This window comes from Fodinisporobacter ferrooxydans (assembly GCF_022818495.1).
Lineage (GTDB): Bacteria > Bacillota > Bacilli > Tumebacillales > MYW30-H2 > Fodinisporobacter > Fodinisporobacter ferrooxydans.
On the sequence record NZ_CP089291.1, the window covers coordinates 1,581,629 to 1,604,103 of the forward strand.

Annotated in this window: 19 protein-coding genes; 18 read left to right on the plus strand and 1 reads right to left on the minus strand. The window is 45.9% G+C overall.

Translation table 11 applies throughout. The features are described 5' to 3' along the window. The first annotated feature begins 274 nt into the window (after window positions 1-274). The 14 genes from nosZ (at window position 275) to LSG31_RS07540 (ending at window position 16,865) form a co-directional block, all read left to right on the plus strand. Window positions 275-2,155: a Sec-dependent nitrous-oxide reductase gene (nosZ, locus tag LSG31_RS07475; protein ID WP_347438743.1), complete on the plus strand. Its 1,881-nt coding sequence runs from the start codon at window positions 275-277 to the stop codon at window positions 2,153-2,155. Between the two features lie 211 nt (window positions 2,156-2,366). Then, complete coding sequence (locus LSG31_RS07480) at window positions 2,367-2,972, plus strand: hypothetical protein (RefSeq protein ID WP_347438744.1); 606 nt, start codon at window positions 2,367-2,369, stop codon at window positions 2,970-2,972. After that, the gene (gene nosD / locus LSG31_RS07485; protein ID WP_347438745.1) at window positions 2,924-4,225 is read left to right on the plus strand and encodes a nitrous oxide reductase family maturation protein NosD; all 1,302 of its coding nucleotides are present in this window, start codon (window positions 2,924-2,926) and stop codon (window positions 4,223-4,225) included. Before LSG31_RS07480 ends, nosD begins: the two co-directional genes overlap by 49 nt. A 5-nt stretch (window positions 4,226-4,230) precedes the next feature. Then, window positions 4,231-4,905: an ABC transporter ATP-binding protein gene (locus tag LSG31_RS07490; protein WP_347439460.1), complete on the plus strand. Its 675-nt coding sequence runs from the start codon at window positions 4,231-4,233 to the stop codon at window positions 4,903-4,905. After that, complete coding sequence (locus LSG31_RS07495; protein WP_347438746.1) at window positions 4,898-5,719, plus strand: ABC transporter permease; 822 nt, start codon at window positions 4,898-4,900, stop codon at window positions 5,717-5,719. Before LSG31_RS07490 ends, LSG31_RS07495 begins: the two co-directional genes overlap by 8 nt. Next, the gene (locus tag LSG31_RS07500) at window positions 5,719-6,213 is read left to right on the plus strand and encodes a FixH family protein (RefSeq protein ID WP_347438747.1); all 495 of its coding nucleotides are present in this window, start codon (window positions 5,719-5,721) and stop codon (window positions 6,211-6,213) included. The genes LSG31_RS07495 and LSG31_RS07500 overlap by 1 nt, the downstream gene beginning before the upstream one ends. Before the next feature lie 196 nt (window positions 6,214-6,409). Next, window positions 6,410-6,883: a c-type cytochrome gene (locus LSG31_RS07505; protein ID WP_347438748.1), complete on the plus strand. Its 474-nt coding sequence runs from the start codon at window positions 6,410-6,412 to the stop codon at window positions 6,881-6,883. Window positions 6,884-7,218: 335 nt separating this feature from the next. Beyond that, window positions 7,219-8,403, plus strand: coding sequence for an MFS transporter (locus LSG31_RS07510; protein WP_347438749.1), 1,185 nt, complete (start codon window positions 7,219-7,221; stop codon window positions 8,401-8,403). Between the two features lie 375 nt (window positions 8,404-8,778). Beyond that, entirely contained in the window at window positions 8,779-12,468 is a 3,690-nt protein-coding gene (locus tag LSG31_RS07515; RefSeq protein ID WP_347438750.1) for a nitrate reductase subunit alpha, read from the plus strand. Then, window positions 12,458-13,969 carry a nitrate reductase subunit beta gene (gene narH, locus LSG31_RS07520; protein WP_347438751.1) on the plus strand — a complete coding sequence of 504 codons (1,512 nt, stop codon included), beginning with the start codon at window positions 12,458-12,460 and terminating at the stop codon, window positions 13,967-13,969. The genes LSG31_RS07515 and narH overlap by 11 nt, the downstream gene beginning before the upstream one ends. Continuing rightward, the gene (narJ, locus tag LSG31_RS07525) at window positions 13,932-14,519 is read left to right on the plus strand and encodes a nitrate reductase molybdenum cofactor assembly chaperone (RefSeq protein WP_347438752.1); all 588 of its coding nucleotides are present in this window, start codon (window positions 13,932-13,934) and stop codon (window positions 14,517-14,519) included. Before narH ends, narJ begins: the two co-directional genes overlap by 38 nt. A 4-nt stretch (window positions 14,520-14,523) precedes the next feature. Continuing rightward, window positions 14,524-15,225 (plus strand): respiratory nitrate reductase subunit gamma, encoded by a 702-nt coding sequence (gene narI, locus LSG31_RS07530; protein ID WP_430734251.1) that lies wholly within the window; start codon window positions 14,524-14,526, stop codon window positions 15,223-15,225. A gap of 76 nt (window positions 15,226-15,301) precedes the next feature. Next, on the plus strand, window positions 15,302-15,808 hold the full coding sequence (locus LSG31_RS07535) for a GAF domain-containing protein (protein WP_347438753.1): 507 nt from the start codon (window positions 15,302-15,304) through the stop codon (window positions 15,806-15,808). Further along, on the plus strand, window positions 15,750-16,865 hold the full coding sequence (locus tag LSG31_RS07540; protein ID WP_347438754.1) for a TIGR04053 family radical SAM/SPASM domain-containing protein: 1,116 nt from the start codon (window positions 15,750-15,752) through the stop codon (window positions 16,863-16,865). The genes LSG31_RS07535 and LSG31_RS07540 overlap by 59 nt, the downstream gene beginning before the upstream one ends. Window positions 16,866-16,874: 9 nt before the next feature. On the opposite strand, the gene LSG31_RS07545 is transcribed toward LSG31_RS07540, so the two are convergent. After that, the gene (locus tag LSG31_RS07545; RefSeq protein WP_347438755.1) at window positions 16,875-18,359 is read right to left on the minus strand and encodes a sigma-54 interaction domain-containing protein; all 1,485 of its coding nucleotides are present in this window, start codon (window positions 18,357-18,359) and stop codon (window positions 16,875-16,877) included. A gap of 248 nt (window positions 18,360-18,607) precedes the next feature. On the opposite strand from LSG31_RS07545, the gene LSG31_RS07550 reads away from it, so the two are divergent. From LSG31_RS07550 to mobB, 4 genes are all read left to right on the plus strand, one after another. Next, window positions 18,608-19,654: a PAS domain-containing sensor histidine kinase gene (locus LSG31_RS07550; protein ID WP_347438756.1), complete on the plus strand. Its 1,047-nt coding sequence runs from the start codon at window positions 18,608-18,610 to the stop codon at window positions 19,652-19,654. Next, window positions 19,626-20,282 carry a response regulator gene (locus tag LSG31_RS07555; RefSeq protein WP_347438757.1) on the plus strand — a complete coding sequence of 219 codons (657 nt, stop codon included), beginning with the start codon at window positions 19,626-19,628 and terminating at the stop codon, window positions 20,280-20,282. The genes LSG31_RS07550 and LSG31_RS07555 overlap by 29 nt, the downstream gene beginning before the upstream one ends. Before the next feature lie 13 nt (window positions 20,283-20,295). Then, on the plus strand, window positions 20,296-21,561 hold the full coding sequence (locus LSG31_RS07560; RefSeq protein WP_347438758.1) for a molybdopterin molybdotransferase MoeA: 1,266 nt from the start codon (window positions 20,296-20,298) through the stop codon (window positions 21,559-21,561). A gap of 103 nt (window positions 21,562-21,664) precedes the next feature. Then, window positions 21,665-22,177, plus strand: a complete 513-nt coding sequence (gene mobB / locus LSG31_RS07565; RefSeq protein WP_347438759.1) for a molybdopterin-guanine dinucleotide biosynthesis protein B — start codon at window positions 21,665-21,667, stop codon at window positions 22,175-22,177. Window positions 22,178-22,475: the final 298 nt, after the last annotated feature.

Here is a 22,475-nt window from a genome sequence, read left to right on the forward strand (position 1 = left end):
GTCCATTTCGCGCATAGAGTGGATGCAAACATTTACAAATATACATAAATATATATTTCTTCATATTTACAGATTCAAGCTTATGCAAATATAAATATCAAGTTAGAAAAATTACAATATATTCTAATATTTGAAAATAGTAGAAAAAGACTAGATGTTTGACGGAAACATTAGCACATCCATGCTATGGAATAATTGCCCTTTCCGGAGTAATTTTGAATAAGCGAGGGCCCGCGCGATCAAGACATTAGAAACCAGAAAGGTGACTGGATGTATGAGAAAACGGACAAAGCAATTAGTAAGTGTAATTGCAGCCGCAGGTTTGATCGGTGTCACGTTAACAGGATGTGCATCCGATTCTTCCGCATCAAATGCGTCAGCTTCAGGGGGAACAAGTGGCGCTTCATCTGACATTGAAAAGGCAGCATTGGCAACATATGTCCCATTCGGACAGAAAGACAAATATTACATGTTTGCATCAGGAGGCCACTCCGGGCAGGTATATGTGGTCGGTGTTCCATCCATGCGGCGAATTCGCACAATTCCCGTATTTACCCCGGATCCGGGCTCTGGTTATGGATTTGACGACAAGACGAAGGCGATGCTCGACGGATTTCACTGGGGGGACGTACATCACCCGGCATTGTCGGAGACAAACGGGAAATACGACGGCCGTTGGCTGTTTGTCAATGATAACGCAAACAATCGTGCCGCTATGATCGATTTGAAAACATTTACAACGGAACAAGTGACAAAGCCGATTCCGAACATTTCAGGGCCACACTGTGCCGCTTTCGTCACGCCCAACAGCGAATATTTCATGATGCCGACGCGTTTTTCTGTACCGCCGAATTTCAAATATTCGCCGCTGACCGATTACGACAAAAAATATTCCGGCATGATGGCAGCGATGAAGATCGATCCGAAAACCGGACACATGAACCTTGGCTGGGAATTGCAATTGCCGCCTTGGGACTACGACTTGTCTGACGAAGGAAAAGGTCCTTCGAATGGATGGGCATTTATCACAACGTATAACACGGAAGAAGCGACAACCAATCTGGAAGTCAATGCATCGCAAAAAGATCGTGACTATACGGTCATGGTGAACTGGAAAGCAGCTGCAAAAGCGGCAGCAGATCCAAAAAACACATATGAACTCAACGGTGCGAAAGTTCTCGATCCGACGAAAGTGCCTGGTCTCATCTATCTGTTGCCAACGCCGAAGTCGCCGCACGGTGTCGACGTATCGCCCGATGGAAAATACATTGTGGCGAGCGGCAAATTATCGCCGACAGTCACTGTGTTCTCTTTCGACAAGATTCAAAAAGCGATCGACAACAAAGATTTTGCCGGAATGGATCATGGCTTGCCGATTTTGAAATTCAACGATATCAAAGAAGCGGAAGTCAATGTGGGTCTTGGACCACTTCATACGCAATTTGACGGCAAAGGCTATGCGTATACAACGCTCTTCATTGACAGTGCAATTGTCAAGTGGAAACTGGGCGATTGGAAAGTCGTCGACAAGATTGGCGTAAACTACGCGCCTGGTCACTCTGCCGCATCTATGGGCGACTCGGCTGTACCGGATGGCAAATATCTCGTATCACTGAATAAGATCGCCAAAGACGATTTCTTGCCGGTCGGTCCGTCACATCCGGTGGCCATGCAGCTAATCGATATATCCGGTCCGAAGATGAAACTGTTGTATACGGCGCCGATCGATGAGGAACCACACTATGCGCAGATTGCTCCGGCGGATCTTTTCCATCCGATCAATGTGTATCCGAAAGATACGAGCAATCCGGCTGCCATCTATAATCCGAAGCAGGCGAAAGTCGTCCGCAACGGCAATAAAGTGGAGATTTGGATGACAGCGATCCGCAGCCACTTTACTCCTGACAACATTCAGGTCAATGAAGGCGATCAGGTAACGATTCACTTGACCAACCTCGACCGCGATGAAAGCATTGCACACGGTTTTGCGATTGAAAGTTACGACATAAATGAGATTGTGGAACCTGGTCAAACAAAGACATTTACATTTACTGCCAAAAAGGCCGGTGTCTATCCGTTCTACTGTACCAACTTCTGTTCGGCTCTCCACCAGGAAATGCAAGGATATTTGCTGGTGAAACCGAGTCAACAATAATTCGGACACATAGAATGAAACTCCGAATTACACGCTGGCAGAGGAATCTTCAAAGTCCGCAAAGTTTAGAAAGTTTGTAAAGTTCGCAAAGGCTAGATTTCTGCAAACAAGAAATTCATTTCTAAGTTGAAACTGGGTTCCAATAGAGGAACCCAGTTATCTACCCATCTGTCGTGAAAGATGAATAAATAACGGAAAAGAGGCGAGCGCCATGTGGCGTAAAAAGGGGAAAGGAGCGACTGTGATCGAGCGGGCGGGGCTGTTTCTTGGAACGGTACTCATCATAATCAGTACATTTCAGCCTCTCTGGGGAATGACTTTGATTGCGCCGCAATATCCGGAAGGCCTTCGAGTGGAGATATTTACAAAAGCCATCAAAGGCAATCTGGATATTATCAATACATTGAACCACTATGTGGGCATGAAAGATCTCGATAACATGAGTTTTCCGGAATTGAAATACATGACTGCACTCTTGCTTGCATTGGCAGCGTTGTTTTTTCTTTCCGCTGTCATCGGCAGACTCTGGATGGTTGCGGCCACGATGGGAATTTCTGCAGTTGTCGGGATTGCGGGAGTCTATGATCTGTACCACAAACTTTACAACTATGGCCATAATTTGGATCCCCGCGCACCGATTAAACTCAGCGGCGGATTTACACCGCCGGTTATAGGTCAGAATCAATTGGCAAATTTTCATACGTATTCCTATTTTCTTTCCGGGAGCTATCTGATTATCGCAAGCGGTTTGATCGGGGTGTGGGTATTATGGCAATTGGCAAGAAGATCACGGCGATCTGTACAACCATCATCATAGCTCAAGTCTGTACGTTCACATACGGATACAGCCATGCAAAAGAGATTCAAGATCCTGGTGCCACAGCAACGAGCAAGTCCGCGAATCCATTGCAACAATTGATACAGAATGCCCAATCAGGAGCAACGCTCCTGATTTCGGCTGGAACGTATAAAGGTCCCATTCGTATTGACAAACCGGTGCGTTTGATCGCAAAAGGGGATGTGACGATTGACGGCGGCGGCCATGGCGACGTGGTGACACTTGCGGTCAACGGGATCGAGTTGCGAGGCTTTACGATTGTTCATAGCGGAAGAGAGTTGGAAAACGACCAATCGGGGATCAAGCTGCTCTCATCGAACAATGTAATTGCCGGTAATACGATTGAAGATTGTTTGCACGGGATTTATTTGAAAGAGTCTTCGAACAATCAGATTGTGAATAATCGGATCAAAGGAATTTCTTCCCTTGATATCAATGATCGGGGAAACGGGATTCATTTTTTTCATTCCCCATCGAATGAAATTGACGATAACTCGATTTCCTTTACACGGGACGGCATGTACTTTTCTTATTCCAGCCACAATCATGTGATGAGGAATCAAGTCCATGATGTCCGGTATGGACTGCATTATATGTATTCCAATGACAATAGATTTGAATGGAATACATTTTCACACAATGTGGGCGGTTCAGCATTGATGTATTCACATGGCATTGTTTTGAAACATAACACGTTTTCTGAGAATCGGGGACAGAAAGGAACCGGAATCGTTTTCAATACGTGCGATGATTCATTAATAGAAAACAACAAGATCTTCAATAATTTGCGAGCGTTCTTCATGGACAGCTCCAGCCGCAATACCATTCGAAACAACGATATCGTCAACAATTTCATTGGCATGGAAATACCCTCAAGCTCTTCTGACAACAAGATTTACGGAAACAACTGGATATCCAATGATGTGCCGGTCATAACGGATCACAACAGCAAATCGAATGAGTGGTACAATTCGGAAACCAAAAAAGGGAACTATTGGAGTCATGCGGAATTGCTCGATTTCAATCACGATGGAGTCAGTGACATGCCTTATCATCCGACAACCGTTCAAAGTTATTTGATTGGACAGTATCCCGATTTGCGATTTTTAGAAAACAGCCCTGCGATGAAACTATTGGATTTTGCCTATCAGCAGTTTCCGGTTTTTAAAATTCCGAGTCCGGTTGATCCATATCCTTTAATTGCTCCTTTCGATTGGAGGAACAAAACGTGAAGACAATGATTCATCTGCATGGTGTAACCAAATTCTATAAGAAGAAAAAAATTGCCGGTCCTCTGGATATGGATGTATTGCAAGGAGAATCGGTGGCTCTTGTTGGCGGCAATGGTGCGGGAAAAAGCACGACATTGCGGGTGATTGCGGGATTATTGAAGCCAAGTCGCGGTGCTGCAGAAATTGGCGGGCATCCGGCAGGCAGCAAAGAGGCCAAACAAATGCTTTTTTATCTGCCGCAAAAATTAATGCTTCCCGGCCATCTGACATTGAATGAAGCACTTCGATTCTTTTCGAAGCTCCACAATCGTCCCATAGCGGATATTCAAAATCTGGCGGCCATCTACCATTTATCAGATGTAACGGATGACCGAATTGGAACATTTTCCGGTGGAATGATGCAGCGTCTTGGATTGTTAATCGCGGATCATGTGAACACTCCCATTTTATTATTGGATGAACCGACTTCAAATCTGGATCGGCAAGGGATTGAATTGTTTTTCGAGCAAATGTATGCATGGCGAAAGAATGGACGGACAATTGTGTTTGCTTCACATGCTGCTGCAGAGATCAATGAGTTGGCAGATCGATGTGTAGTAATGGAAAGCGGCCGCGTGCAAGAAATGTATGCAACCACATCGGCAGTCTCCAAACGAACGGAGGGGTTCGCACATGCGTGAAATCTGGATGATGGCGAACTATGAATGGAAACTGATTCGTTCGAAACGTTTGCTTTTGCTTTTTGCAATTTTTTATGCCGTGCTATGTATTGCCATTGCCTATTTCGGATCGTTTTACGCAGGCTATGGCAGAATTCAAAACTTGCGGACGACTGGAATTTCCCTCATGAATTTTTCTCTGCTGTTTCTGCCGTTGATGGCATTGCTATCTGGTGTCACAAGCTTTACGGATCAAAAAGAATCTTGGGAGCTCATTTGTACACAACCAATCACCATCGGTGAATTGATGATCGGAAAGTTTTTGGGACAATTTTTCGGTATGATTCTGCCGATTTTAGCGGGATTTGTGATGTCGGCAATTGTTATTGTGTCAAGCGGCACGTTTTATGGTTGGCGAGATTATCTCTTCTTGCTTTTGTTAAATATCGTAACTGCCGCAGTGTTTTTGGCGATCTCATTTGCTGTTGCCGCACTATGCAAGCGCGGTGCGAAAGTATTTGGCTGGATATTTGCCGTTTGGGCGACCATGGTGCTTTTTTACGATATGTTGGTGATTGGACTTGTTATTTTAAGTACGGGATTGAACCAACAAATTTCCTTATGGGCAGCGCTTTTATTCAATCCTGTCGATATGATACGAATTTTGGGTGTTTCACAAATGGGTGTATATGATGCCGTCTCGGCAACCGGTACGTTAGTGCAAGAGACTTTGCAAACGAAAGGGCCGGCATTCTTGCTTGTTGCGGTTTTCATCTGGTTTGCCGGTTGCTTGTTTGCAGCCATTCAATTCACACGCCGTCAGGATTTGGTCTAGTGCGGTCATTAGGATCAGTTATGGTTCATGTGATTGATGTGATTGATGTGATTGATGTGAAGTGGAGGAATGTAAGAATGCGCCGATTTATAAAACGGTCGTGTCTTGTATCCATAAGTCTGGCGAGCGCATATTTCCTGACAGGTTGCGGGGATATTGCTACACAAAGTACCGATCACTATACGATTACATTTCTTAACAGGAACACCGTGCAGCAGGCAAATCAAAAGGCGGATTTTCAATTTCAGATTCAAGGAAAGGGAAGCATATCTGCTCCTGATTCGGTAGTGCTTGATTTTGACAATGTGGAGATGGATCACGGCAAAAATGAAGTGACAGCAAAGTCGATCGGCCACGGGAAATATGATGGGGCGACAAAGCTGCCGATGGGCGGAAAATGGGCGGTTACCGTACATATCGGCAAAGAAAGCGCCCAATTTCCTTTTCAGGCGGAAGGAAACATGGCGAATCCTGCAGGGGGTGATGAAAAGTAATCGTTACAGTTGCACGAGGTAGAAGGTAGAAGGAGATATAACAGTTGGAAGGTTCATTGAAGAAATTAGTCGTTTTGTACTAGTGTGATTGACTCGTTGTAACTATAGTACAGGAAAGTTCCCGGTGTTAGGTTTATTATGCAGGGCAGGACTTAATCTTTTACCTGATTATTTCATTAGATTTGGAGGTAGCCGTATGAAGAAGAAACTCATCTTTGCTGCAATTGCCACAATGGGCGTATTAGTGCTTGCCGGTTGCGGCAGTACGTCAAGTTCGCAACAAGCGGATAACTCTTCCCAGTCTTCAAACACGCAAGCCGGTTCGGAGGCTTCTTCGCAAAGCGCCGGCAGTTCCGGTGGCGCCGCTAAAACAACCAACACAGGCGCAACAGCTTCTGCAGGAGATGCTGCGAAAGGAAAAGCTGTTTTCGATCAAAGTTGCGCCAGCTGCCATTCGACGGGGACAGATCAGATCGTTGGACCAGGCCTGAAAGGGATAACGGCACAACCGACCATTGCAGCAAACGGCAAACCGATGAATGATACCAACTTGACTGAATGGATCAAAACCGGCGGTACAGGTAAAATCGGCAACATGCCGGGTATGGCGGGAAGTCTTTCGGATCAGCAGATTGCAGATGTTGTGGCATATGTCAAGACATTGAAGTAATGGTTTATAAAATGCATTTCATTCCAATGAACATGTTGAAAGCAATGCAACACTCACGGTCTCTATGGGATTGTGAGTGTTTTTTAAAGAGGTGTTTTTGCATTTTCAAGATTGGAGTACAAGATTGGGAGTAGTTGAAGTGAACTATCTTAATATAGGAGTTTCGGACTATCTGCGCACTTGCAGCGAGTAGTCTTCGCTAGGGAAAATGAGAATGGAGAATCAGGAATTTGCGAAAAAAGAGTCAGGGAAGTCCCCGAATTACAAAGGGAAACTCCGGATTTAGAATTGCATTGTGAGGAGCAAATTGAATCACATGGAAAGAAGGGAATACAATGACGAAGCAAAAAGGTGCAACGAGCGTTTTGGTAATCAGCACATTGGCAATGGTGGTTGCTTTCACCTGTTGGGCAGCGATCTCGCCATTGGCGGTGTTGCTGCAGAAAACGTACCATTTGTCCGCTACACAAAAAAGTATTTTGGTTGCGATCCCTGTTTTATTGGGTTCCGTCATGCGGATTCCGCTGGGAATGGCGACAGACCGTTTCGGCGGCAGAAAAGTGTATTCTCTGCTGATGCTGTTCCTCGTCATTCCGGCGATTGGTCTTGCGAATGCCCATTCGTATATGGCTTATGTCGGTTGGGCGTTCTTGCTTGGCATGGCCGGAACATCCTTTGCGGTCGGGATCGCTTCCGTCTCAAAATGGTATCCGCCCAATGAACAAGGACTCGTACTTGGAATTACCGGTATGGGGAATATCGGAACGGCCGTTGCAGGGTTCGCTTTGCCCACAATTGCCAAAACCAGCGGTATCTCTTCCGCATTCTGGGCTTTGGTTGCGCCGGTCGTGATTGCGGCAGTTGCCATCTTCCTGTTTACGAAAGATCCAGTGGTGTCGAAAAAAGCTCAACCTGCCAGTCAACAATTCGCCGTTATGAAAAACAAAATGGTCTGGGTATTGTCATTATTCTACTTTGTCACATTTGGCGGTTTCGTTGCATTTGGAAACTACTTGCCGAGTCTGCTTGTCGACGTGTTTAAAATCACACCGATTGATGCAGGCATGCGTGCAGCAGGTTTTGTCGTATTGGCAACGCTTGTCCGTCCGATTGGCGGATATTTGGCAGATAAATTTGGAGCCAGCAAGATGCTTTCATTGATCTTTATTCTGTTGTCTGCCTGTGCGCTCATCCTCAGTGTGGCGTTGTCGAACATTATTGCGATGACGATTGCTTGCCTATTGACGGCGGCTCTTGTCGGAATCGGCAATGGTACGGTATTTAAGCTTGTACCCCAATATTTCCCGACAACAACGGGGATCGTTACAGGGATTGTCGGAGCTGCCGGAGGAATCGGCGGATTTTTCCCGCCGATTGTCATGGGGATTATCAAAGATGCTACAGGCGGCTATGCGTTGGGATTTGTCTTCCTGTTAGTCTTTACATTCTCCTGTTTGCTGGTAAATGGGAAATTGCGCCGGAGTGCTCCCAACAACATAAAAATGTCCAGCGCTTCTTGATAAGGGTTGATCCTGAAGGCATAGATCCTAAAGATATTACTAAGGTACACAGATACGACAAGACAAAACAGCAAGATCCTGGCTCTTTGCAGTATCGATGGAGTCTCGGTAATGTATTTTGAAAAGATAAAGAGTATTGTCTGACTGGGCAATGCTCTTTTTATCATCTGTACTGCATCTTTCCAGGCATTCGCAAAACGAGAAAACAGGAATGGAATTTGAATGCGGCTACTCTCTTGCAACTTAGAATTATTCAAAATAAGGGAGTTGCCGTAAGGAAATAGGGGAGTCCCCTGATAAACGAACTCTACTTTCAGTTATAGAATGTAAACATAGATGGAGTTGAGAAACAGTGTTCGGAAAGGAGCATGAAGCATGAAAAAGCAGCCTTCCCCTTTTCTGAAAAAATTGCGGTTTTTTCAACCGCGTGAACGTTTTTCAGATGGTTGGAGTGAAGTAAGCCCACAAGATCGGGAGTGGGAAAAAATATATCGGCAGCGCTGGCAGCATGACAAAGTTGTCAGAACGACACACGGGGTCAATTGTACAGGTTCCTGCAGCTGGAAAGTATTTGTGAAAGACGGCATTATCACATGGGAAAATCAGCAAACGGATTATCCAAGCACCGGACCGGATATGCCGGAATTTGAACCGCGGGGATGTCCGCGGGGCGCCAGTTTTTCCTGGTACGTATACAGTCCGCTACGTGTGAAATATCCATATGTTCGCGGCAAGCTGCTGAAGTTTTGGCGGGAAGCGTTAAAGCAAACAAACAACAATCCGGTGGCGGCATGGAAGAGTATTGTGGAAGATCCGGAAAAGACGAAGCAATACAAAAAAGCTCGCGGAAAAGGCGGATTTGTCCGTGCGACCTGGGATGAAGTAAACGGAATGATCTCAGCGGCCATGATTCACACGCTGCAATCCTATGGTCCGGATCGCATTGCCGGATTTACGCCCATACCTGCCATGTCAATGGTCAGCTATGCATCAGGCGCACGTTTCCTTTCCATGGTCGGATCGCCAATGCTGAGTTTCTATGACTGGTATGCAGACTTGCCGCCTGCATCGCCGCAGATTTGGGGCGATCAGACAGACGTGCCGGAAAGCAGCGACTGGTATAACGCCGGCTATATCATGATGTGGGGTTCCAATGTTCCGATGACACGTACGCCGGATGCCCACTTTATGACAGAAGTTCGGTACAAAGGCACAAAGGTCGTCGCGGTAAGCCCGGACTATGCGGAAAACGTGAAGTTCGCGGATAACTGGCTGGCTCCAAATCCAGGTTCGGATGCGGCCTTGGCACAAGCGATGACACATGTCATTCTCAAAGAATTTTATGTTGAGAAACAGACGGAATATTTTACTGATTATGCGAAACGGTATACCGATTTGCCGTATTGGATTCGATTGAAAAAACAAGGCGATGCTTACGTATCCGATCGTTTCTTGCTGGCGAGCGACCTCGGCTTTGACGTGAAACAAGGGGACTGGAAGCCGGTTGTTCTCGATGCGACAAGCGGTGAGTGGGTGATTCCGAACGGGAGTATCGGCCATCGCTGGGCGGATCATGGCAAATGGAATTTGAAGCAGGAAGACGATCAAGGTCGTCGGTATGATCCGAAATTGACGTTGCTGGGCTCGGAAGATGAGATTGTGCAAGTCGATTTTCCCTACTTTGATGAACATACGCGGACGACATTCCGCCGCGGTTTGCCGGTGAAGACGATCGAACAGGATGGAGAGACCCTTTATGTCGCGTCTGTGTATGATCTCATGCTTGCCAATTACGGCGTGGGCCGTGGACTTCCGGGCGAATATCCGGTGGACTACCAAGACGCCAAGCCTTTTACACCTGCCTGGCAGGAACAACATACAGGCGTAAATCCGAATCTCGTCGTTCAGATCGCTCGCGAATTTGCCCAAAATGCGGTGGATACAAAGGGGCGGTCCATGATTATCATGGGTGCCGGGATTAACCACTGGTTTAATGGTGACACGATTTATCGGGCCATTCTGAACCTGGTTCTCTTAACAGGAGCGCAAGGTGTCAATGGCGGCGGATGGGCGCATTATGTGGGGCAGGAAAAATGCCGGCCGATTGAAGGGTGGTCGACAGTCGCTTTCGGGCGTGACTGGTCAATGCCGGCCAGACAGCAAAACGCCGCTTCTTTCTACTATTTTGCAACAGATCAATGGCGCTATGACGAATTGCCGCTGAATGAATTGGCGGCTGCCACGACCGGCAAACCGAGATATCAACATTCTGCCGATTACAATGTACTTGCGGCAAGGTTAGGCTGGCTGCCATCCTATCCGCAATTCAATCGAAATTCGTTGGATCTGGTGGAACAAGCCAAACGCAATGGAGCGACTTCAGCCGAGGGATATTCCGATTATATCGTCAGGGAATTGAAAAATGGCGCAATGCAATTTGCAGTGGAAGATCCGGATCACCCGGTAAACTTCCCGCGCATGTTGTTTGTCTGGCGCTCCAATCTATTGTCCAGTTCCGGCAAGGGGCACGAATATTTCTTGAAACATTTATTAGGGACACATCATGGTGTGTTATCGGAAGAAAGCAAGGATAACCGCCCGCAGGAAGTAATCTGGCGGGAGCAGGCTCCGGAAGGAAAGCTCGACTTGCTGGTCAGCCTTGATTTCCGAATGGCTGGCAACGCGCTGCATTCAGACATCGTATTGCCGGCAGCTACCTGGTATGAAAAACACGACTTGAGCAGTACAGATATGCATCCCTTCGTGCATCCATTTAACCCGGCGATTAATCCGCCTTGGGAAGCGAAATCCGACTGGGATATTTTCAAAGGTTTGGCATACAGCTTTTCCGAGATGTCCAAGACGTATTTTGCAGGAACGAAAACAGATGTCGTAACAGTACCGCTGCTGCACGATTCGCCGGAAGAATTGTCACAGCCTTTTGGAAAAGTGCGGGATTGGCGCAAAGGGGAAATCGAAGCGATTCCTGGCCGAACGATGCCGAAGTTTGCGTATGTGGAACGGGATTATACGAAAATCTACGATAAATATATTGCGTTAGGACCCAATGTTGAAAAAAATCCGGTCGGTGCGCATGGAATTTCTTTCTCTGTCGCGGATCAATATGATCGTCTGAAAAAATTCAATGGCGTTGTTGCAAAGCCTGGCATCGCCAACGGCATGCCGAAATTGGAGACGGGACGGGATGCGGCGCAAGTGATGCTGACGCTGTCCAGCGCCACAAATGGCAAAATTGCAGTCCGCGCATGGGAAGCGGAAGAGAAAAAAACGGGCATGGAGCTGCGGGATTTGGCAGAAGAGCGGGCGAATGAACATTTTACATTTGCGGATATTACGGCACAACCGCGGCAGGTGATTCCGACACCGGTATTTAGCGGTTCGAATAAAGGAAATCGCCGCTACTCGCCATTTACCACATCGATTGAACGTCTCGTGCCATTCCGTACGCTGACTGGAAGACAACATTTTTATATCGATCATGAAATTTTGCTGGAATTCGGCGAAGGGTTTCCGATCTACAAGCCGACACTGCCAAGCCAAGTGTTTGCTGATTTTGATAACCAACCGGCAGAGCAAGGACCGGAAATCACGTTGCGTTATTTGACGCCACATGGCAAGTGGAATATTCACAGCATGTATCAGGACAACTTGCACATGTTGACATTATTCCGCGGCGGCCCGAATGTCTGGATCAATCATAAAGACGCCGAGCAAGCAGGAATCAAAGATAACGATTGGCTGGAAGTCTACAACCGCAATGGCGTGGTTACGGCACGGGCAGTCGTCAGTCACCGGATGCCGCGCGGCACTCTTTATATGTATCATGCCCAAGATCGGCATATCAATGTACCCGGCTCGACGATTACAAAAGATCGCGGCGGTACACACAACAGCCCGACGAAAATTCATCTCAAACCAACACAGATGATCGGCGGCTATGCGCAATTAAGCTACGGGTTTAACTACTACGGCCCGATTGGCAATCAGCGGGATTTATACGTAAAGGTTCGCAAAATGAAGGAGGTGTCTTGGCTTGAAGATTAAAGCACAAGTCGCAATGGTCATGAACCTCGACAAATGTATTGGATGCCATACTTGCAGCGTCACATGCAAAAACACCTGGACGAATCGTCCGGGTGCGGAATATATCTGGTTTAACAATGTAGAGACAAAACCGGGTGTCGGATATCCGGTGGAATGGGAAAATCAAGAGAAACGCAAAGGCGGCTGGATTCTGAAAGATGGAAAACTGCAATTGCGGGCGGGGAACAAAGCAAATAAGCTGGCAAACATTTTTCATAATCCGGATCTGCCGACAATGGATGAATACTATGAACCCTGGAATTATGATTATGAAACATTGATCAATAGTCCGGAGAAAAAACACCAGCCGGTTGCTCGTCCCAAATCGGCAGTGACCGGAGAATATATGGATATTCAATGGGGCCCGAACTGGGAAGACGACTTGGCGGGAGCGCCGGAACATGCGCCGCGGGATCCGAACCTGGTAAAACTGGAAGAATCGATCCGAATGGAATTTGAACAGGCGTTCATGATGTATTTGCCCCGCATTTGCGAACATTGTTTAAATCCCGGGTGTGTAGCTTCTTGCCCGTCCGGCGCCATGTACAAACGTGACGAAGACGGCATTGTGCTGGTGGATCAAGAAGCATGCCGCGGCTGGCGTTTCTGCATGTCGGGTTGCCCGTATAAGAAGGTCTATTTTAACTGGCAGACGAAAAAAGCGGAAAAATGCACATTCTGTTTCCCGAGAATTGAAGCTGGTTTGCCGACAGTATGCTCGGAAACGTGCACAGGCCGTATTCGATATATCGGAATTCTCCTATACGATGCGGATCGGGTGCAGGAAGCAGCTTCTACGCCAAATGAAAAAGATTTATATCAGGCCCAATTGAGCTTATTCCTGGATCCGAATGATCCTGCTGTGATCGAGCAAGCGCGAAAAGATGGAATTGCTGACGACTGGATTGAAGCAGCGCAACATTCGCCGATTTACAAGCTGGCGATCAAGTACGGTGTGGCATTGCCGCTGCATCCGGAGTATCGTACGTTGCCAATGGTCTGGTATGTACCGCCGTTAAGTCCGATCATGAACGTTTTTGAAGGGAAAGGCAGCGAACTGAACGGCGATGTCATCTTCCCGGCGATTGAAGAAATGAGAATTCCGGTTGAATATTTGGCCAGTATTCTGACCGCCGGCGACACGGATGTGATTCGCCTGGTATTGGGAAGAATGGCTGCCATGCGCCATTATATGCGCAGCCAAACAACAGGGAAAGCGGCCAATCTTGAATTGCTTGAATCGCTTGGATTGACGGAAGAGACAGTGCAGGAAATGTACCGTTTATTGGCCATTGCCAAATACGAAGACAGATTTGTGATTCCGACCGCACATAAAGAGCAAGCGATGAATTTGTACAGCGAACAAGGATCGACAGGTTTTTCCTTTTCTGACTGCAATTCTTGTGAAGTAGGAGGATATTCCGGTGACAACATCCACTTCTATCCCTCATACCGAGATTGATCGGGAAGAACGGCAAAGAGTGTTTCAACTGCTTTCGCTGCTGCTTCAGTATCCGGATGAATGGGAGAACTATAAAGAATTATGTGAAGAAGTAGCGAACATTCAACACCCGCAAATCAAACAATGCGTATTTTCCTTTTTGGAATATTTAGAAGCTGCAAGTATCGATGAATGCAAGGTCAATTATGTGTATACCTTTGATTTCAATTCGAAAACCAATCTCTATCTCACATATTCGAACCAAGGCGAAGAACGGGAACGTGGGCAGTCATTGGTGAATCTGAAGCAACTCTATGAAGCAGCCGGGTTTGCGATGACATCCGAAGAGTTGGCGGACTATCTGCCGCTGGTGTTGGAATTTCTGGCTGTGGCGCCGATGGGTGCCGTTCTTGAGTTGGTGCGATTGTACGATGCGTCCGTTCGCAAGATTTATGATCAATTGCAGGCTTCCAATAGCCCCTATGCAGCAGTATTGCAAGCGTGTATCTACGCATTTGAAATCTTGCAACCACAGACGGATCCAAACAATCCGTTCAAGGAGGCGGAATAATGCTATGAATATTTGGCAGCAATTTCTTTGGGTGGTTTACCCCTATGTCATGACCACCATTTTTATCGTCGGACATATTTACCGATATAATACGGATCAATTGTCATGGACGGCAAAATCCAGCGAATTTCTGGAGAAAAAACAATTGCGGATCGGCAGCCTCATGTTCCATTTTGGCATTTTGGCGGTGTTTTTCGGCCATGTCGTGGGATTGCTTGTTCCAAAGTCGCTATTGACAAATATGGGAATATCGGAAGCAGCGTATCACCAAGGCGCCATTTATGGCGGAGGTCTTGTCGGGATTGTCGCGTTTGCCGGAATCTTGCTGTTGTTCATCCGCCGTACCTCGAATGCGCGGGTGCGGGCGACAAGCAGTACCGGCGACGTGGTTGTCGTCGTATTATTATGTATCATTATGGGCATGGGGCTGTACAATACGATCGGTTTTAATCTGTTCGTCGGCGGTTTTGACTATCGAGAAACGATCGCTCCATGGTTTCGCGGACTGCTGACATTTACGCCGGATGCAGCTTATATGATTCATGTGCCGCTATTTTATCAATTGCATGTGATTTTCTCCTTTGCTCTTTTTGGTATTTGGCCGTTTACTCGCCTTGTACATGTATGGAGTGTGCCGGTGTCATATTTTCGTCGCAGTTTCATCGTATATCGCAGAAGGAATGCTGTTCATAACTCTCGAATCTGAATTCTGATTGGTTCCGTTTCAAATGATTCCGTTTAAAGAAAATATGTTAGGCAGTGTGGTACTGGGGGCATGAACCATGTGGAGTCTTCAAGAAGAAATTGAAGGGTGTTTATTTGAACTGCGCCGTTTGACTGCAACAGATTTTGCGGCAATTGCTTGTTCGAATCAAAAAGATCAGACCATCCGTTGGGTTTATGTTTCCGGTAACCGCAACGACCGTTATAAACGAATCCTGTTGCGACCGGGCAAAGGGATTGCCGGAAAAGTTGCAAAGTCCGGACGACCGATGGTCATCCACTCCTTTTCTCCCAAAAGCGGGGACGATCCGCGGGAATATCCGATTCTTTTGGCTGAAAATTTAAAGTCGGTAGTCGGCGTGCCGATTACGATTGAAGATCGAGTATTTGGAATCTTGCTGATTGGCAGCAGACAGGAACGCATATTTGCAGAGCAGGATGTTGAGCTTGTCACAAATGTTGCAGAACAATTGGGACCACTATTAAAACAACAAGGCGGGATAGAAAATGGGAATGTTCGACAAATCACCTTTTATCGTCATATGGGAGGTCACGAGAGCATGTGAATTGGCATGTCTTCATTGTCGGGCAGAGGCGCAACCGAAAGCGGACCCCCGCCAATTGACGACGGAAGAAGGGTATCGTCTGCTGGATCAAATCAGGGAATTCGGCAATCCGGCTCCGGTTGTCGTCTTTACCGGTGGTGATCCGTTAATGCGGCCAGACCTTTTTGATCTGATTTCCTATGGAGTGAGCATCGGCCTGAAAATATCCATGACGCCAAGCGCTACGCCGCATGTGACAAAAGAAGCGATGGAGAAGGCAAAAGCGGCGGGTTTGTCGCGTTGGGCGTTTTCCATTGACGGCTCTTCACCGGAAATACACGATGCGTTTCGCGGCGTTGCCGGCTCTTTCCAAAGAACCATACAGGCAATCGAATATTTGCATGAATTGCAATTGCCGATCCAGATCAATACAACCGTAAGCCGATATAATCTTCATGATTTGGACAATTTGGCCGATCTGATGAAGCAATTGCAGGCGGTTCTCTGGAGTGTGTTTTTTCTGGTTCCTACCGGCAGGGGCAAAATGAATGACATGATCTCTCCGGAGGAGCATGAGCAAGTGTTTCAATGGCTGTATGAATTATCAAAAACAGCACCTTTTGACATTAAAACAACAGCGGCACAGCACTATCGCAGAGTGGCCATTCAGCATGGCAAAGAGGATGGACGAAATGTATCCCGGATGGATTTGAAAGGCGTTCAGCGCAATGATCCGGGTCAAGAAGATGGAATCGGACGCTCCATGTATGGAGTAAACGATGGAAATGGTTTTGTGTTTGTATCACATCTGGGAGATGTGCAGCCAAGCGGATTTTTGCCAGTGACCGCCGGGAATGTAAGAAAACAGTCACTCGCAGATATTTACCGGAATTCACCGGTTTTTCAATCATTGCGAGATCCGAATGGTTTTAAAGGCAAATGCGGCGTTTGCAATTTCCGTTTTGTTTGCGGTGGGTCGCGTGCGCGTGCCTATGCTTTGACTGGGGATTATTTGGAAAGTGAACCGTATTGCGTGTATTTACCGCCTGCCTATCAGCAAACGGGGCAGACCGTTTAACCTGAAAACTTAATGTTCGCCACTGTTTGCAGGATTGTTCGGGTTCTGCAATTTTAGCTTGCGGATTCGATATTGCAGACTTTGCCGACTGATTCCCAATTCTTTTGCTGCCTTTGAGATATTGTAATGACAGGTTTCGAGAACGTGTTGAATATAGGATGTCTCGAACCTCTTCATTTGTGCCTGTAGTGTAAGATTCTCATGATCGATTGGTTGCACTTGTTGCAATTCTGCCAAAGAGTTTTCGGGTAAAGAATTTTCCGGGAATATCTGTTGCTCCAATTGGTTGCTGTTCTTTATTGATATTCGTTGTGAATGGCGGATTGGCAGGTGTGAAAGCTGAATTTCGCCTTCATCGTCCAGCATCAGATTCATGGCGCCTTCGACCATATGTTGCAATTCACGTACATTTCCCGGCCAATCATATTCCATAAGGAATTTCAATACATTCTGATTGATCTGTTTCACGTTCATTTGAAATAAATCATTATATTTCGCAATAAAATATTGAACCAGTTCCGGTATATCTTCTTTTCGCTGTCGTAATGGCGGTATGAATAATGTCACAACACCCAAACGGTAAAATAAATCTTTACGTAAATGGTTATTGGAAATTGCTTCAACCGGATCTTCGTTGATTGCGGCTATGATTCGTACGTGGATTGGACGATCTTTCGTGTCGCCGATGCGTCGAATCATCCGCTCCTGAATGGCGCGCAACAATTTTGCCTGTAAATGCAAACTAAGGGAATTGATTTCATCCAGAAACAATGTACCGCCTTCTGCCTGTTCAAACAATCCCGGTCGCTCAACAGCTCCTGTAAAAGCACCGCGGACGGTTCCGAACAGCAATCCTTCGATTAGGCTGTCCGGCAATGCAGCGCAGTTTTGCGAAATAAACGGTGCTGCTGTTGACGCGCTTGCATGATGAATGCTTTGCACGAACAATTCTTTTCCGGTTCCTGTCTCGCCGACAACCAATACGGATGAAGTCGTTCTGGCCGCACGTTTCGCATTTTCAATGATTTCCCGGATTGCATCACTTTTGCCGATGATGTCTTGAAATGTAAAGCGAGTCGGATTTTTTTCCTGTTCTAATATTGTACCGCGAATGAATCGTTCTATTTTTGTCACATCATTTGCGATTTCCACTGCGCCTACGATTTTTCCCTGCTCATAAATGGGGAATGTATGGTTGATCGTCGTGATTTTTTTACCTTTGTCATTATAATACGTTTGTCTGATATTGCGATATTCCTGGCCAGTCCGTAATGCAAGAAGAAGGGTGCTTTCCTGGCCGTTCGGAAATTGGAAGATTTCGAGCAACGGTTTCCCCAATACGTCCTGTTTGCTCATCGACTCAAGTTCTGTCATTTTCCGATTGTAAACAACAGTTCTGCCATTTTCGTTGATGACATGAATCCCTTCATGTATCCGATCTAATATTTCTTCATAAAAAGAAAAAGAATGAAAACGATTCTGTAATGGATTCATAACAAATTTCCCCAGTTAACTTTTTTTCGTTTTTAAAAATCATAAATATTTCATTTTTTAAAAACGCTATAAAAACAGCCACACGACTCTACTATACAGCAAATATATTTCGTGCAAAATAATTTTGCAATATCCATCCATTTATTCGATAGCATCAGAAAGGTATAATAATGAATAGGCGGGTATTGAGGGGAATGTATATGGTATTATTAGGAAAATTAGATGAGAGCAAACCGGGAGATTCTTTCTTGGATACAATTTTTCAAAATATTTCCGATGGGATGTTAGTGGTTGATCGAGAAGGTATCATCGTGGGCGCGAATCGTGCCGCTGAGAAAATGACCGGATATTCCAGCGATGAGATGGTTGGCCGTCTTCAACTTTGTGATGTGTGTTTGGGTATGGCTACTTGCTACGAGGAGAAGTCCTGCGTTGACTGTTTTGCCAAAAAATTAAAAGTTTCTTCCTTTGAAATGCGCCTGCGGACGAGACGCGGGCAAGAAATCCCCGTTACGGCCAGTTCGACCCGGATGCCGGACCATGCCATGGGAGCGTTGGTTGTAATTCTGCGTGATATGTCTGAGCAAAAACGCGTAGAGCGCGAACGGTTTCAGCGGATTACTACGAATCATGTGATACAAGCACAGGAAGAAGAGCGCAAACGGGTTTCCCGGGATTTGCATGATGGCGTAGGGCAGGCCCTTTATAGCATCGTTATTGGATTGCAATTGCTGCAAAATCAGGTGGTCAATGAGGATGTAAAAAATTATCTGGAAGATGTTCATCAGATGACCATCCGTGCGTTGGAAGAAGTCAAAAGCCTGGCCGTCGAACTTCGTCCATCCGCTTTGGATGATCTCGGTCTTATACCTGCCATACGTTCGTATAGCAAACGCTTTGAACAAACGTTTGGGATTGAAACGGAGTTGGAAGTCAGCGGACCCATGCGGCGCTATGCATCTTCAGTGGAGACTGCCCTTTACCGCATTTGCCAGGAAGCGATGACGAACGCTGTAAAATACGCAGATACGGATAAAATTCACATTCGACTGAGGGATGAAGGGCATTTGTTAGAGTTGCAGATTGCGGACAAGGGCCAAGGATTTGATGTAAACCAAATTGAAATCCAAGGAACGGGTCTCGGATTGTATGGAATGAGTGAACGTGCGCATTTGTTAGGCGGGCAGTTGGACATACAATCTTCCATCGGAGAAGGTACTTGTATTTCCGTGTCTGTGCCGTTAAGCGAAAGGGGGGAACCGATCTATGAAAATTCGCATATTGATCGCGGATGATCATGCGATTGTCAGATCCGGGTTAACCATGCTGATCAATGCGCAAGCGGATATGGAAGTTGTAGCGACTGCTGCAGATGGGAATGAAGCGATTCAGAAGGCGCTGGAATGGAAACCGGATATTGTTTTAATGGATTTAAGCATGCCGCCTGGCGAGAATGGGTTGACAGCGACGACGCGTTTAAAAGAAATGGCGCCGGAGATCCACGTGTTGATCCTAACGATGCATGACGACGAGGAATATTTATTCCGGGTTTTGCATGCAGGTGCATCTGGATATATCTTGAAAAGCGCACCGGATATGGATTTGATTTCGGCCATTCATACGGTCCATCAAGGAGCGGCATATCTGTATCCATCCGCGACAAAACTTTTGATTCAGGAATTTTTTAATCGTTCCCGTTCTGCTGAAGATGCCGATGGCCTGCATATTTTAACGGAACGTGAGCAAGAGATTTTAGCATTGATTGCAAAAGGATATTCAAATAAGGAAATTGCAGAAAAACTGGTGGTTTCGGTAAAAACGGTAGAGACACACAAGACGAAAATCATGGAAAAATTACATCTTAGAACTCGCCCGGAATTGGTAAGATACGCGATGAAAAAAGGGCTGTTAGATTTTGAATAGAAAGGTGTCCACTTTGAACCAACGACCGATATTTATTGATGAAGCAGTACAAATGATTTTACAACATGTCTGTTCTGCGGGGGCGCATTTGTTGAATTTGCCGGAAACAGAAGGGCACATACTTGCTGAAGACTTATATGCTTCCACAGATGTGCCGCATTTCTCCAAAAGTATGATGGATGGTTTTGCGATTCGTTCGGAAGATGTACAGGATGCTTCGTTTTCGTCCCCTGTCACATTGAAAGTCATTGATGAAGTGATGGCGGGTGAAGTGAGTTCCTGTAGGTTGCAACCGGGTGAAGCGATTCGCATTATGACAGGTGCGCCTATTCCTGCTGGAGCGGATGCTGTCTGCAGATTTGAACAAACCAGAGACGGATTCAAACAGAATATCCGGGAAGTGGCGATATTAACGCCAGTTCGAGCCGGAGAGTCGATTTCATTCTGCGGTGAAGATATACAAAAAGGGCAGTTGCTGCTTTCCGAAGGCAGCCAAATCGGGCCTTCGGAAGCTAGTATATTAGCGACATTTGGAATTGCGGATGTGCCGGTTTTTAAAAAGCCGAGAGTGGGAATTGTATCGACAGGAAGTGAACTTGTCGATTACCGGTCAACAGCAGAAGAAGTATCGGATGGAAAACTTCGCAACAGCAATAGCATATTAGTCTCTCAGTTAATTCAGCAACATGGCGGAATTCCCCGCATCTACCCCTACGTATCCGATGATCCGGAAGCGTTGCAAGAGCGCCTGCGATCCATGCTGGAGAGAGAGGATATTGTGGTGTTTACGGGCGGTGTCTCTGTAGGCGATAAAGATTATATTCCGCACATTTGCCGGGAAACCGGTGTGGATATAAAATTTTGGAAGGTCATGATTCGGCCTGGTCAGCCTGCCATGTTTGGTGTATTTGGCAAACGATTGGTTTTTGGCTTGTCGGGAAATCCGGCAGCATGCTTTATAAATGCGCTGTTGTTTCTTGTTCCGGCCATTCGGGCTATGAACGGAAGAAAGGGAGATCAAGTCACTTTACCGGCACTGACTGCCCGGTTAATCGGGGATGTTGGGCAAAAGCCGGTAAAGCATACTCGGTTTTTACGCGGGAATGTGTTTTTGGATGAAGGGCAATTGTTTGTCGATATTCAAAGAGCCCAATCCTCTGCGATTATGTCCAGTTTTTTGGGAACGAACTGCCTGGTGCGGATCGATTCCGATCACATACCGAAGCACGGGGAGCTTGTATCGATTTATCAATACGGATTGATAGGGAAACCGGTGTAGTCTTTGTGTGGCATTTGCAAGGATTGTTTGATGTTTTGGAAAATATGATTGCGTTTTGGTCTTTTGGAGGTTTTTAAGCGATTTTTTATTAGCGAGGATGCCGATGATACCTAGTATAGCGTTTGTTGGATACAAAAAAACAGGAAAAACAACTTTGATTTGCAAAGTAATAGAAGTGTTGGGCTCAAAAGGATTGCGAATCGGGGCCTTAAAGCATGATGGACATGAGTTTGAAATGGATCATGTGGGGACGGATACATACGACTTTCGAGAAGCTGGTGCGAAAAGTGTCATGATTCAATCCGCACGACAAGTTGCGATGATTGAGAAGGTCGATTCGCCTGCCCCGGTTTCAGAATTGCTGCAGCGTTTTAGGGATGTAGATTTGATAATAATGGAAGGATTCAAGAGAGAATCGATACCGAAGATTTTATTAATTAAAGACGAACAACATTTTGAGCTTATTCACAAACTTGAACATATTCAAGCGGTATGTACGAATCCATCTTTCCTGACATCTGCAACGGATCACTGGAATGGTCCGGTATTTGATTGGAGTGATGCATCATCCATTGCGGAGTTTGTATATCAATGGTGGATGAAGTTTCAATCCTAGGTAAAAATTATTATTGTTTTTTGTATTTGAATCGTGGTATGATACTCATCGTCACTTCTCAGTGACAGTTTGGATATGTGGTAATGTTTTGGAAATTCATTTTGTCATTTGAATACGTGCTTTAAATGAATACGTGTTTTAAAATAGAAAGTATAATGCAGAATGAAATTTCCTGCAAATTACTGTTTGACATTTTATAAGAAAGATGATAAATTATTTAATTGTTGACGGTAAATTTGATGAAGTTCCTTGAAAACTAAACAAGTGCAGGGAGTTATTATGTAACTCCTGTCATTAG